The 14,584-nt window shown below is 34.0% G+C and carries 14 protein-coding genes; 9 read left to right on the top strand and 5 right to left on the bottom strand.

All coding sequences use genetic code 11. The features are described 5' to 3' along the window. Positions 1–1,575, top strand: a 1,575-nt coding sequence (locus K1X44_04845) for a hypothetical protein (protein ID MBX7146618.1), incomplete at its 5' end; no start/stop codon positions are given. 67 nt (positions 1,576–1,642) lie between these two features. Then, on the top strand, positions 1,643–3,214 hold the full coding sequence (locus K1X44_04840; protein ID MBX7146617.1) for a calcium-binding protein: 1,572 nt from the start codon (positions 1,643–1,645) through the stop codon (positions 3,212–3,214). A 41-nt stretch (positions 3,215–3,255) separates the two neighbouring features. On the opposite strand, the gene K1X44_04835 is transcribed toward K1X44_04840, so the two are convergent. Genes K1X44_04835 through K1X44_04815 form a run of 5 tightly spaced genes read right to left on the bottom strand, consistent with a single transcriptional unit; the run spans position 3,256 to position 7,756 of the window. Further along, positions 3,256–3,840, bottom strand: coding sequence for a hypothetical protein (locus tag K1X44_04835; protein ID MBX7146616.1), 585 nt, complete (start codon positions 3,838–3,840; stop codon positions 3,256–3,258). Positions 3,841–3,866: 26 nt separating this feature from the next. Continuing rightward, positions 3,867–4,763 carry an Hsp33 family molecular chaperone HslO gene (locus tag K1X44_04830; GenBank protein ID MBX7146615.1) on the bottom strand — a complete coding sequence of 299 codons (897 nt, stop codon included), beginning with the start codon at positions 4,761–4,763 and terminating at the stop codon, positions 3,867–3,869. Between the two features lies 1 nt (position 4,764). Beyond that, a complete protein-coding gene (gene argF / locus K1X44_04825) occupies positions 4,765–5,727 on the bottom strand; it encodes an ornithine carbamoyltransferase (GenBank protein MBX7146614.1) in 963 nt (320 codons plus the stop codon). Positions 5,728–5,739: 12 nt separating this feature from the next. Beyond that, positions 5,740–6,891: an aspartate aminotransferase family protein gene (locus K1X44_04820; protein ID MBX7146613.1), complete on the bottom strand. Its 1,152-nt coding sequence runs from the start codon at positions 6,889–6,891 to the stop codon at positions 5,740–5,742. 52 nt (positions 6,892–6,943) lie between these two features. Beyond that, on the bottom strand, positions 6,944–7,756 hold the full coding sequence (locus K1X44_04815) for an ABC transporter permease (GenBank protein ID MBX7146612.1): 813 nt from the start codon (positions 7,754–7,756) through the stop codon (positions 6,944–6,946). 169 nt (positions 7,757–7,925) lie between these two features. Between K1X44_04815 and K1X44_04810 the strand changes: the two genes are divergently transcribed. From K1X44_04810 to ybeY, 7 genes are all read left to right on the top strand, one after another. Continuing rightward, positions 7,926–9,224 carry a mechanosensitive ion channel gene (locus K1X44_04810; protein ID MBX7146611.1) on the top strand — a complete coding sequence of 433 codons (1,299 nt, stop codon included), beginning with the start codon at positions 7,926–7,928 and terminating at the stop codon, positions 9,222–9,224. A 189-nt stretch (positions 9,225–9,413) separates the two neighbouring features. Then, positions 9,414–9,830, top strand: a complete 417-nt coding sequence (locus tag K1X44_04805) for a transcriptional repressor (GenBank protein MBX7146610.1) — start codon at positions 9,414–9,416, stop codon at positions 9,828–9,830. 29 nt (positions 9,831–9,859) lie between these two features. Further along, a complete protein-coding gene (locus K1X44_04800) occupies positions 9,860–10,675 on the top strand; it encodes a GNAT family N-acetyltransferase (protein MBX7146609.1) in 816 nt (271 codons plus the stop codon). Positions 10,676–10,677: 2 nt separating this feature from the next. Further along, positions 10,678–11,592 (top strand): 1-acyl-sn-glycerol-3-phosphate acyltransferase, encoded by a 915-nt coding sequence (locus K1X44_04795; GenBank protein MBX7146608.1) that lies wholly within the window; start codon positions 10,678–10,680, stop codon positions 11,590–11,592. Between the two features lie 30 nt (positions 11,593–11,622). Then, positions 11,623–13,011: a tRNA (N6-isopentenyl adenosine(37)-C2)-methylthiotransferase MiaB gene (gene miaB, locus K1X44_04790; GenBank protein MBX7146607.1), complete on the top strand. Its 1,389-nt coding sequence runs from the start codon at positions 11,623–11,625 to the stop codon at positions 13,009–13,011. Between the two features lie 50 nt (positions 13,012–13,061). Next, positions 13,062–14,084: a PhoH family protein gene (locus K1X44_04785; GenBank protein ID MBX7146606.1), complete on the top strand. Its 1,023-nt coding sequence runs from the start codon at positions 13,062–13,064 to the stop codon at positions 14,082–14,084. Between the two features lie 7 nt (positions 14,085–14,091). Further along, positions 14,092–14,568, top strand: a complete 477-nt coding sequence (ybeY, locus tag K1X44_04780; protein MBX7146605.1) for an rRNA maturation RNase YbeY — start codon at positions 14,092–14,094, stop codon at positions 14,566–14,568. The last annotated feature ends 16 nt before the right edge of the window (positions 14,569–14,584 follow it).

Genomic DNA, 14,584 nt, shown 5'->3' with positions numbered 1-14,584 from the left:
CAAGATGGCCAAGATAATTTATATGGTGATGATGGCGATGATTTTATCTATGGGGACGCAGGTGATGATAGATTAGAAGGTGGTAAGGGTAATGATATAATTGAAGGCGGAATTGGCCAGGATAATATATATGGTGGTGATGATAATGATACCATAAAGGGTGGGGAGGATAATGATAAAATCTTTGGTGATGTGGGGAATGATAAACTTTACGGGGAAAGGGGTGATGATACTCTTTCAGGTGGTGATGGAGATGATATGATTGATGGTGGTGATGGAGATGATGAAATTTCTGATCTACGAGGTAAAAATGCATTGTATGGTGGTGCAGGCGATGATTCTATTCAAAGTGATGGTTTTGAAGATAGCTTGCTAGATGGTGGTACGGGCAATGATCAAATAATAAGTGGAGAAGGTGCAGATACGTTACTTGGAAAAGATGGAGATGATGGCATGTCTGGGATGGGAGGGGATGATAATATAGAAGGTGGAATTGGGAATGATGAATTATATGGGGCTGATGGCGATGATTTAGTAAAAGGAGGAGATGGATATGATTTTATATTTGGCGGTGATGGTAATGATACATTAGATGGTGGAGATGATAGAGATGGAATAGATGGTGGCGTAGGCGATGATCTGATAAAAGGTGGGAATGGAGATGATATGATCTATGGAAATAAAAATTATACTTTATTAAGTATAGAGACCGATGGGAATGATATTTTATATGGAGAAAATGGGAACGATTTTATTTATGGGGATGATGGTGATGATAAAATGTATGGGGGTGAAGATAATGATACATTATATGGTGGGAAAGGTAATGATGAATTATATGGGAATGAAGATAATGATTATATATTAGGTGGTACAGGAAATGATAAAATTGAAGGTGGTTCTGGTAATGATTACATAAGAGGTGATGAAAGTGGTTTTGAGGAAGAAACCATACCACTATTTGGTGTTAGCACTGATGAGGGATTTAATGATGAAATAGATGGTGGAGATGGAGATGATATAATTTATGGGGATGATGGTGATGATAAAATGTATGGGGGTGAAGATAATGATAAATTATATGGTGGGAAAGGTAATGATGAATTATATGGGAATGATGGTGATGATATAATTAACGGTGATTTTGGAAGCGATGTTATTGATGGGGGGAATGGGGATGATGTAATTAGCGGTGGTTTGGGCAATAACAAAATATATGGTGGTACGGGTAATGATACAATTACTTATTATAAAGAAGAACTATTTGTTAGTGTAAGTGATTATAGTGTGGTTAAGGCAGGTGATTATTATGTCATTACCGATAAATCAGGCCGATTTGATTTGATGAAGGATGTTGAATATGCTAAATTTAAAGAAGGAACATATCGTATCACAGATACTGGTTTTGTGAAAACATTTGCCCCTCTTGTAGAAGATAGACCTGACCATTTTTCTGATCTAGCAGCAGGGTTAAAAGAAAGCATATCAGGTTTTGCAGCAGAGCTTGGTGATATTAGTTCAACCAATGATAAAGACAAAAAAGATCCAACTAATTTGGTTGCCTCATATCTTTAATTCTAAAAGCCAGCTTGATTAAATTAAGCTGGCTTTAAATTTATTTATCAAAAAAAGGAAATGCAAAATGTTAGAGGTAAAAACCACATCTAAAAAATCTTTCCGTTCCACTTTACAATCAACTTTATCATTTATTAATCAGCAATCTTTCAAAGATCAGATGATTTTATCTGATAAAGTAACATTTAATCCCAATTTTCTTTTACCTTATACTTATCATGGAACAGATCTTAACGATTTTGCCAAGGGTATAGATGGTACAAAAAATAATATGTTTGGCTATGGGGGTGATGATCTATTGCTGGGCGGTATTGGGGGTGATGATTTTCTTTATGGGGATAGTGGGAATGATTATCTTTATGGTTATAGTGGTAAAGATATTTTAATAGGTGGTTTGGGTAATGATGAGGTCTATGGTGATTCAGGAGATGATACACTTTACGGGAATGAAGGTGATGATAGAATAGGTGGCGGTGATGGTAACGATGTAATGCGTGGTGACGTTGGCTATGATGTAATGTATGGTGGTACGGGCAATGATCAAATTTTTGGGGAAACAGGATATGATCAACTTTATGGAGAAGATGGTGATGATCAATTATATGGCGAAGACAATAATGACAAATTAGAAGGGGGTAAGGGCCAAGATAAACTTTACGGTGGAACAGCCAATGATTTTTTATATGGTGGTGCAGATGATGATACGTTATTTGGCCAAGAACAAAATGATCAATTGTATGGAGATGATGGGGATGATCTTATCTATGGGGATCATGGCAATGATTGGACATCAGGTGGTTTAGGAAATGATACAATCGAAGGTGGGGTTGGAGATGATTTTGTATTAGGGGATAGGGGTGATGATATGCTTCATGGTGGGGATGGCAATGATTTAATCCAAGGTCACGGTGATGATGATACACTTTATGGGGAAAGTGGCGATGATCTTTTATATGGGGATGATGGAAATGATACAATCGAAGGTGGGGATGGTAAGGATATCATACGAGGATATACTGGTAACGATATAATTCAGGGAGGCGTAGGGAACGACCAGATATATGGTGATACAGGCAATGACACAATTTTTGGTGGGGATGGCAACGATATAATTTACAATGATGAAGGTAATGATATCGTCCATGGTGGTAATGGTGATGATATTTTTGTTGAAATTAATAAGACATCATCAACAGACGTAAGTATTATAAATGGTGATGATGGTAAAGATGTGCTGTTTGTTTTAAATGATAAGGGATCAATGGCAACCCATAAATTTTTTGGTGGTACGGAAGATGATATAATCTCTTATATAGGGGTTGATGGTGCTTCCTTTTATAACAGTGTTAAGGATTATTCACTAGAAAAAGAAGGAGATTATTACAAAATCATTTGTAAGATTCCTGGCAGTTTTGATGAGGTTAAAGATGTTGAATTTGCTGAATTTAAAGAAGGAAGATTTAAAATAACCGATACAGGTTTTGTTTTCGTGCCAACGCCTTTAACTGTGGATGTAACCGATCTAATAGTGGGATTAAAAGATAGCATGGCAGGATTTGGTATGGGATCTGGTGATGTTGGTTCAATTAATGGTTCAGATAAAAAAGATCAATCAACTTTGGTAGCATCTTATCTTTAAAATAATTAATTAAATTAAAGGCCGGATAATCCGGCCTTTAATTATTGCATTAAAAATTTCTGTAAATATTGTCTAATATTATTTTCGGTTTGGGTATTTAATTCCTGCAGGGCTTGTTCGGTCAATTGATACCAAATTTTCTCTCGCTGATTTAATGTGGCATTTTCTGGGACTGTTTGGCTGCGTGTTGCTTCGGCTGTAATTTGACCTTTTTGAAGGCCATTATTATTTTCAACATCAATTTGGATTTTCAGAATAATATCGTAACGATCAGATTGCTCGGTTGTTAATAATCCTTTAATACCACCCTGCATCTTCAATGGGACTTGTTTAATGCTGGCTTCCAAAATGGTATATCGTAAAAATCCCATATTACCCCCTGCCTTTAATCTGTCTTTAGCCCATTGAATCATAGATTGTTTGGGAATATTACGAAAAAGATGATCGACATAGGGATAATTTTGCAAGGGTTTATAACCATCGGCAATTTCTATTTCAGCTACATTAAATGTAAAAGGGGGAAGGTGTTTAAAACTAATTTCAGAAAAATTTTGTCTTTCAGGTGGGGTATGACATGCCGATAAGGTTAAACAACATAAAATTATAGCATAATATTTTATTTTCATCTTATTAATTCCTAATTCCAAACAGATTATGATAAAGGGTTTAAGGTTTTTGCATCAAAATAATAGCGTGTGTTACAAAACTCACAATTTACAAAAATAGATTGATCTATTTTAAATTCTTCTAATTGTTGGGTCGAGAAATTTTTTAATATTGTTTGAATACGTGCTTCTGAACAACGGCATCCAGCCTTTAGATAAGAAGGTGGATAAAGATGAAATTTTTCTGGATAAAATAATTGGCCCAAAAACTTATTCAAATTTAAATCTTCATGGAAGATTTCTTTTTCCGTGATGGTATCAAGAACAGATTTAGCATAATTCCAATAATCATCAAGATCATTATGATCTGTGTTGTCAAACCCGGGCATAGTCTGGATAAGCAAAAGCCTACCCATCCAATCATCTTTTTTGTTTTGAATTTTAAGGCAAGCATAGGTTTGAATTTGTTCAGATTGGGTAAAATAATCCAAAATACAATCCAATAATTTTTTACCTGAAAGCTCAATAATACCCTGATATCTTTCGCTATATTCCCCTTGATCAACCGTAAAGGTAAGATATCCTTGCCCTAAATGATCAAAAGGTGAAAGAGCAGGGTTAATTTTATCTTTATCAAATTTTGCATAAGCTCTCACCATACCCTCACTGGTGACATCAGCCATGGCAAAATTTATGGGACCTTGTCCTTTAACTTCCAAACTAAAAATACCTTGATATTTAAGGGTCGCTGCTAAACCTGCACATAGAATAAGGACCTCTGACAATAAGTGGGATACAGGTAAAGGATAGTCATGCTTTGTTAAAATAGTGTTTAATAAAGGTCCAAATTTAATGAATCGCCCACGTATATTTTTCTTATCTATATGAAAAGTTTGAGAAAAATCATCTAAAGATAAAATTTTATTTTCTTCAATTTCAACCATTTTAATCTATATCAAAATCCTTGGGATATTGATTTAAACACCATGCTAAAATTGCCTTTTGGGTATGTAATCTATTTTCAGCTTCATCCCAAATAACAGATTGGGGCCCATCAATAACATCTGTGGTAACTTCTTCTTCTCGGTGGGCAGGTAAGCAATGCATAAAGATCGCATCCTTTTTTGCCAAAGCCATAATATCAGCATTAATTTGATAGGGCTTTAATAAATTATAACGTTCTTTTTGTTTTTGGGTTTCCTCATCTCCCATTGAAAGCCAGGTATCTGTTACCACACAATCTGCATTTTCTATGGCTGATTTTAAATCAGTGGTTAAAGTAATTTTTCTGTCGTTTTTTTCTGCCCATGTCATAACGTCTTTGGGTGGCATCAATTTTGGTGGGCACGCTATTTTTAAATGAAATTCAAATTGAACAGCGGCCATAATCCATGATGTTGCCATGTTATTACCGTCCCCACCCCAAGCAACAACTTTATTTTTTATGGGCCCCCGGTGTTCTTCAAAAGTCATAATATCTGCCATTAATTGACAAGGATGGGTGCGATCGGTTAATCCGTTAATGACGGGAAGAGTTGAATACCGGGCAAGTTCTAATAATTTTCTTTCTTCCGTGGTTCGAAGCATAATAAGATCTGCATAACGTGAAAGTACACGTGCTGTATCGGCAACGGTTTCTCCACGTCCTAATTGGGAACTTTCTCGCTCTAAAACAATGGCACGCCCCCCCAATTCTTGGATAGCAATTTCAAAAGATACTCTTGTTCGGGTTGATGGTTTTTCAAAAATCATCACCAAATTTTTATGATTTAGTAAATTATAACATGATGCTTCATGTCGATGTTTTTTAAAATACTTGGCAAGTTCGATCATTTTACGCAGCTCTTCGCGTTTGATCTGATCAAGATCAATAAAATGTTGGCCAAAAGAAAGATTAGGGATAAACATCGACACGGTATATTAATGCCATTGCTGGCATGTTGCATCGATAATAGCTATAGCTTCATCAATTTCGGTATCATTAATAATCAAGGGTGGTAAAAGTCTGACAACATTATCCCCAGCTGTTACAGTTAAAAGATGGTTATCCCTTAATGTATTCACAAAATCTGTATTGGAAACATGAAGTTTTAATCCCAGCATTAATCCTTTACCTTTTATATCCATAATAATATGAGGATATTTGTTTTTTAAGCGATCAAGTTTTATAAATAAAATTTTACTTTTTTCTTGTATATTTTCTAAAAAACCATTGGCAGTAATTAAATCCATAACGGCATTCCCAACAGCCATAGCTAGGGGATTGCCCCCAAAGGTGGTGCCATGATTTCCTGGTTGAAAAGCGGTTGCAATTTTTTGGGTGGCAAGACATGCGCCCAAGGGAAACCCACTACCGATACCTTTGGCGATGGCAACTAAATCTGGTTTAATATTGGCCCATTCAAAAGCAAAAAAACGACCAGTTCTCCCTACACCACATTGAATTTCATCAAAAAATAAAAGAAGATTATGTTGGTTAGCTATTTCACGTAACGTTTTTAAATAAGATTCGCTTGCAGCTGCCATCCCACCTTCACCCTGGATTGGTTCAATTAAAATGGCGGCTGTTTCAGGGGTAATTGCTTGTGCTAAAGCATCACTATCACCAAACGGTACATGATCAAATCCATCAACATAAGGGGCATATCCTTGTTTATATTTATCTTGCCCACCGGCGGATATTGCAGCTAGGGTTCTGCCATGGAACGAATTGATACAACTGATAATGCGATAACGGTGGGGTGCGCCTTGATCATCAAAATACTTTCTAATTAATTTAAATCCACATTCGATAGCTTCAACCCCAGAATTGGTAAAAAAAACAGAATCGGCAAAAGAAAAGTTTATTAATTTATCAGCTAATTTTTGTTGAAGGGGGATTTCAAAAAGATTTGAACAATGCCACAATTTTTGTGCTTGATCTGTTAATGCTTGCACCAAATAAGGATGGCTATGACCAAATGCTGTTACAGCAATACCGCTACAAAAATCCAAATATGCCCCATTTTTATTATATAAATAGGCACCTTTTCCATAGTCAAAGGAAAGTTTAGCCCGATTATAAACAGGCATTAAAGATGGAAATGAAGATTGTTCAGATTGTCTAGATTCAAGGACCATAATATTAATTTTTTAACCGATAACCTTTTACAAATAGTCGATGCACACAAATAATAAGAATTAAATTCCCCAATGCTATCATGATAATTCCAATATGAAGAGAACTATCTGCATGACCAATAAAACCAAATCGAAACCCATCAATCATATAAAAGAAAGGGTCAAAATGGGCAAGTTTTTGCCAAAATTCTGGAAGTTTAGAGGTTGAATAAAATGTGCCAGAAAGAAAGGACAAAGGGGTAATCACAAAATTAGTAATGGCAGATAAATGGTCAAATTTATAAGAAAGAATACCACTAATGATACCCAATAAAGATAACATAAGACATGCCATAATACTGTAAAAGACAACATAAAAAATATGGGCAAAGGATAAAGGACTGACAAAGGCGATACTGCATCCCACAAAAAATCCAACCATAATGCCCCGGGTAAGCCCACCCAGCGCTAAAGCTAAAGTAAGTTCAATAGGACGCAAAGGGGGCATTAATAAATCCACTATATTCCCTTGGATTTTTGCTAACAAAATAGATGAAGATGTATTAACAAAAGCATTTTGCATCATCGCCATCATGATTAATCCTGGAGCCAAAAATTCAATATATGTAACTTGGTCAATTTGTTCATTATGACCAAGGGCGAGAATAAAAATTGCAAGAAAAAGCAATGTTGAAATAACTGGTGCTAATAAAGTTTGGGTCCAAACATTGATAAATCGTCTTACTTCTTTAAGGTAAAGCGTTTTAAAACCAATCCAATTAACAGTACCAAAAGAAGAAAGTGAAAATTTTGTAGGTGGGGATGAAAATGTCGACATGATTATTAATAAGATTCTAAATAAGGATTATTCTTCAAGCAAACAAAATTATACCTATTATTTATTTTGGATGAAATGATTTGCTAGTAGTGTTTTTTGTTAATTTTGTTACTATACATTTTAAGGCATGCTTTGGTAAAGATACAAATTTTAAGGAAACTATAAACAAATGCCCATGATTATTGATTGGACTTCTTTACAATTATGGTTTTTTAAATATACAGAATGGCTTTATGCCAAGTTTTTTTTATGGGATAACATTGCTCAAATTACTGTAATTATTGCATCTTTTTTCTTAGCTATTTTAGGCAACAGCTATTTTCGTAGATTTATTGTAGCCCAAAGTCAAAATCAAAATTTAGTCGGCAGTATCCGTAAACTTTTTGAAACTATTAATTTATTTTCTTGGGCTATTTTATGGGTGTTGGAACTTGGTATTGCGACCTTAATTTATAAATTAATTAATTGGCCATCCCAGATTATTGATGTGATGGCGTTGTTAATCATATATTGGATTTTAATCCGAGCCATTTTTAGCTTGGTAAAAAACCCTTTGATTTCAAAGCTTTTGGCGATGATTGTTTTCATTATCGTTGCTTTGAATGTCATTGGTTGGCTTGATCCTACAATGCAGATTTTAGAAAAACTTACCTTTAATTTGGGTAATCTTAAAATCTCCATACTTTCTTTTGTTAAAGGTATTATATCTTTAGGTTGCTTACTTTGGTTTGCAACAGTGATTTCAGAAATACTTCAAAAACGTATTCAAAAATTAACAACTCTCGCACCTACAGTTCAAGTCTTAATTGGTAAATTAGTTAAAGTTGTTTTAGTTATCTTTGCCTTTGTTTTTACATTAAGTTATGTGGGATTAGATCTAACAACATTGGCCGTGTTTTCAGGTGCGGTTGGTGTGGGTATAGGTTTGGGGTTACAAAAACTTGTTTCAAATCTTGTTAGTGGATTTATTTTATTGCTCGATAAATCAATTAAACCTGGCGATATTATTGAGGTTGGGGATAGTTTTGGTTTAATTAGCTCTTTAGGGGCGCGTTATGTTGCTATTCGGACAAGACGTGGTAAAGAAATTCTAATTCCCAACGAAGATTTGGTTACAAGACCTGTGATCAATTGGTCTTATACAGATAAGCTTTTAAGGGTAGAAGTACCTTTTCCTGTTGCAGGTAAATCAGATCTTCATCAGGTCATTGAACAAGCAATCGCCTGTGCAGCAAGTTGTTCTAGAGCTTTGCGTCAACCCAAACCTCAATGTTATGTTATAGGGTTTGGTGAAAAATATGTTAACCTTAATTTGCAATTTTGGATTAATGATCCCCATAATGGTGTAACCAACGTTCGGGGTGAGGTTATGCTTGCCTTATGGGATAAATTTCGTGAACATAGAATATCTTTTCCTTTTGATACAGGAGAATTGCCAGGAGATACAGCCATAAAATCTTCCACTTAAACCCCAAATCTTTAGAATACAAAAGAACATAAATAGTATATTTTAATTATTTGATTTTACTATAAACCATTTTGTTCTATTTTTGGAAAAAATTACTCTTGAAGAGTCTTCAAGATATCGTTGATAATAACATTAAAGATGACCCAAAAAAAAATACATATAAGGAATGAAACAAAGAATAATAAAGCCATGTCACAAATTGAACATTTGGCTTTAGAAAAATCTTTGACCATGACCAAACCTCGTAAAATTATCGCTCATGTTCTTTCTGAATCTGAAGATCATCCGGATGTTGGAACATTATTTCACCGGGTTAGCCAAATTGATAAAAGAATAAGTATGGCAACTATTTATCGTACTTTAAAATTATTTGAAGAATATAATATTTTGGAAAAGCATGATTTTCGAGATGGACGATCTCGATATGAAAAAAGGTCTGCGCAACACCATGATCATTTAATTGATCTTTCGACAGGTGGAGTTATGGAATTTTATGATGAAGATTTAGAAAAATTAAAAGAAAAAATAGCAAGAAAAATGGGATATGAATTGGTTGACCACCGATTAGAACTTTATGCTTTACCAGTTAACTATAATAAAAAATAATAACTTTATAATATATAATAGAGCTATAAATGATACCAGCCCATCGACATCAACATCCCCAACCTGTTGCAATAAGATTAGGAGATATAGAGCTCCGCCTTGCAAAAGATGCACGCGAAATTGAAGCTGCTCAAGCTTTACGTTATAAAATATTTTATCAAGAAATGGCAGCCCAACCTACAGAAGATATGAAAAAAACGGGACGTGATTTTGATCAATTTGATAATTTTTGTGATCATTTGGTTGTTATTGATCATAAAAAAAGACAAAATGAAGCTAGTGGAATTATCGCTACGTATCGTTTAATGCGGCGGGAAGATGCTGCAAAATGTGGACGCTTTTATTCAATTGATGAATATAATTTAGGTCCTATCCTTACCATGTCTGGTGATATTATGGAATTGGGGCGTTCCTGTGTGGATATAAATTACCGTTCAAAATCCATTATGCAACTTTTGTGGCGCGGAATTGCTGATTATGTACGTTTTTATGATATTAAATTGATGTTTGGATGTGCAAGTTTTCCAGGAACAGATTATAAAGAATGGGCTTTATCTCTTTCTTACCTTTATCATTATCATTTAGCTCCTTCTGATCTTTGTCCTAAAGCTTTGATAGAACGATATGTTTCTATGAATATAATAGAAAAAGATCAGATCAATGTACGCGAAGCTCTTTTTAAACTGCCCCCTTTAATTAAAGGATATTTGCGTTTGGGAGGGTTCGTTGGGGATGGGGCAGTTATTGATTGGCAATTTAATACAATTGATGTGTGTATTATTGTGAAAACAGATTTGGTCACACAACGCTATATTAAACATTATAATAATAGCCGCGAAGATTAATAATGAATAATAGTAGCGTGGTTAAAATCCAAAAAAAAAATTTAAAGAAAAAAAAGTATTTTTTATCTGACCTTTCTTTAAGTTCTCCTCTGCGTTCATTTTGTAGACTTTTAAGTTATGGTGTTATAACTTTTTTATGTATTCCTATTCAAATGTTTTTTTTGCTGATTGGAAGCAATAAATTAGAAACCTTTCCTGTAGCGTACCATCGATTATGTTGCCATATTTTGGGCATTAAAATTGAAAAAGTAGGAATACCTTCACAAGAAAGACCAACCTTATTTGTTTCTAACCATACATCTTATTTAGATATTATGATTTTATCGACTTTTGTCCCTGTTTCTTTTGTATCAAAAGCCGAAGTTAAAGGTTGGTTTCTTTTTGGGCTTCTTGCCAAATTACAACGTACTGTTTTTATTAACCGTAAAAGAGAAGATACAAAAGGCCATCGTAACGATATTTTAAAGCGCCTAGATGCAGGAGATAATATTGTATTATTTCCTGAAGGAACGAGTAATGACGGCAATAAAGTATTACCTTTCCGCAGCGCACTTTTTAGTGTTGCAGAGCAACGTGTTGGTGGAAGAGGGGATTACCAAAGTCGTGAAATTACTATTCAACCAATTTCTATTGCTTATACCAAACTTAATGGATTCCCTTTAGGGTATGCGTTACGTCCTATGGTAGCTTGGTATGGCGGTATGGATATTGAAGGCCATTTGTGGAATTTAGTTGGATTAGGTAAAATTACAGCTGTGGTTAGGTTTCATAAATCTATTACATTGCATGAATTTGGTTCCAGAAAATTAACGTCAGAATATTGCCATGAAATTATTGCCACCAGTCTTTCAGATGATTTAAGTGGACATTCTGATTTTTTGAAAAAAACACCTGATCTATCATATGACAAGGATTAATTATGAGAATTAACAACAGGAATTTAATTTATGACTTTACCTGATAAAAAAGTGTTTATCAAAACCTATGGATGTCAAATGAATGTCTATGATTCTAATAAAATGATTGATATTTTGGCCCCACTTGGTTATACGCCAACAGAAAGACCAGAAGTCGCTGATATGGTTGTAATTAATACCTGTCATATACGTGAAAAAGCATCAGAAAAAACTTTTTCTGAACTTGGACGTTTATCTCTTTTTAAAAAAAGAAAACAAGCCATAGGCCAAGATATGGTGATTGCGGTAACAGGATGTGTGGCACAAGCTGAAGGTGAAGAAATTCAAAGACGTGCACCTTTTGTGGATATTGTTGTTGGCCCACAAACATATCATCGATTAGGGGCTATGGTTAAAGATGTATTATCAACCAAGAAGAAAAATTTGGATATAGAGTTTCCTGTTGAATCAAAATTTGATTTTTTACCTGAAAAATCGTTAATTCAAGGGGTTTCTGCTTTTTTATCTGTTCAAGAAGGATGCGATAAATTTTGTAGTTTTTGTGTGGTTCCTTATACTAGAGGAGTGGAATATTCAAGATCTGTTTCAGATATTTTGGCAGAGGCGCAACGTTTAGTTGATCATGGAGCGCGTGAAATTGTTTTATTAGGCCAAAATGTTAATGCGTATCATGGCGAAGCTTTAAGTTCAAATAAAATTAATGAAAATTTAAATAATATAGGGACACAAACGGAATGTAATTTGGCAGGTCTTTTAAAATATCTTGATAAAATAGAAAACATAAAAAGATTGAGATATACAACATCCCATCCTTTGGATATGACACAAGATCTTATAAATGTACATCAATCTATTGAAAAATTGATGCCTTTTTTACATTTGCCAGTTCAATCTGGGTCTAATGCCGTTTTACAAAGAATGAATAGACAATATAGTGTTGATGATTATTATAAAATTATTAATGAATTGAGAAAGGTTAGATCAGATTTAGCTTTATCGTCGGATTTTATTGTAGGATTTCCAGGGGAAACAGATAGGGACTTTAAACAGACTATAGAATTAATTCAAAATATAGAATTTGCCCAGGCTTACTCTTTTAAATATAGTATTAGGCCTGGAACACCAGGATCATTAATGGATGATCAAGTAGAAGAACATGTCAAAACAGAAAGACTTGAAGAATTACAAGCTCTTCTTAAACAACAACAAAAAAATTATAATCAGAAATTTGTTCATCAAAAGTTACCTGTCCTTTTTGAAAAACAAGGTAAATACAAAAACCAATATGTAGGAAAAACACCTTATATGCAATCAGTACATGTAGAAAGCAAAGAAAATCTTATTGGTCATCTTAAAGAAATATGGATTGCTGAAAGTCATAGTAATAGTTTTAAAGGGCAGTTAATGGGTGATATGTAATGCGGTTGAAAGGTAAGTTTTTAATGATTTATTTTATATGTTTATGATTTATGGCTAGATCTTCTCGTCCTTTATATATTACTTTTGATGATAATCGCCACTTACCTTTGCTTTTTGGGCAACATGATGAAAATTTGCTTTTTATAGAGAAAAAGCTGGATATATCTTTAACGGTTCGGGGTAATCGTTTAGCAATTAGTGGTTCTCCGGAACAAGCGCATGTTGCTTATAATGTTCTTATGATTTTATATCAACGTATAAAATTAGGATTTGAAATTAACGATAGTGAAATTGATGCGGCAATCAATTTATCAGGGAAAAATAAAGATCAATCTTCTAGAGGTGATTCAACGAATGACTCTAATAAAAATAAGAGTCATTTGAAAGAAGAAGAAAATTTTTTAAATGATAATACTATTGTTAAAACACAAAAAAAATCTATTATTCCAAGAACGCATAATCAAAAAAATTATTTAAAAACCTTATATGAAAAAGATTTAGTTTTTGCTATAGGGCCAGCAGGTACAGGTAAAACATATTTAGCTGTAGCTATTGCTGTAATGATGTTAAGCAAAGGTAATGTTGATCGTATTATTCTCTCAAGGCCTGCTGTAGAAGCAGGAGAAAGATTAGGGTTTTTACCAGGCGATCTGCGCGAAAAAGTTGACCCTTATTTGCGTCCTTTATATGATGCGCTTTATGATATGTTACCAGCCGAACAAGTTATCCGAAGAATTAATGCAGGTGATATAGAAATTGCACCGCTTGCTTTTATGCGGGGGCGAACACTTACCAATTCTTTTATTATTTTGGATGAAGCTCAAAACACCACGCCTGTGCAAATGAAGATGTTCTTAACAAGATTAGGGGAGCGATCCAGAATGGTTGTAACAGGAGATCTTACCCAAATTGATTTACCTAAAGATATTCCTTCTGGTCTTCGCCATGCCATGAGTATTTTGGAGCATATTCCTGATATTGGCATTGTACGTTTTGATGAACAAGATGTTGTCCGTCATCCGCTTGTCAGCAAAATGGTATTGGCGTATAAAGAAAAAGATCAAAAATTATAATCTATATATGCCAAATTTTTCAATTCAGATTATCCAGTTTGAAAAAAAATGGGCTAAATCTATCCCAAATCTTATAACTACAACTAGACATATTGCAGCAATGACATTAGAAAAAATTTATGGACATAAAAAAACAGGGATGATTGGGATTGTCTTTGTCAATGATAAAAAAATACATCAACTTAATTATCAATTTCGTGGTATTAATAAACCTACGAATGTGCTAGCATTTGAAGCTATGCAAGATGGTATGGATCTTGTAATGGAAAAAAAAGAATTGGGTGAGGTTATCTTAGCGTATGAAACAACGATGAGAGAAGCGCGTGCACAAAACAAATCTTTTGAGCATCATTTTTCTCATTTACTTGTTCATGGTATTTTGCATATATGTGGGTACGATCATATGAACGATAAAGATGCAAAAATTATGGAAAAATTGGAAATAAAAATATTAAAGCAAATGAATATTCCTAATCCTTATTGATATTATTTTATTTTTG

Source organism: Alphaproteobacteria bacterium, from assembly GCA_019695395.1.
In the GTDB taxonomy this organism is placed as follows: domain Bacteria; phylum Pseudomonadota; class Alphaproteobacteria; order JAEUKQ01; family JAIBAD01; genus JAIBAD01.
The sequence above is the reverse complement of the archived record's forward strand: the minus strand, read 5'-3'. Positions and strand labels throughout refer to the sequence as shown.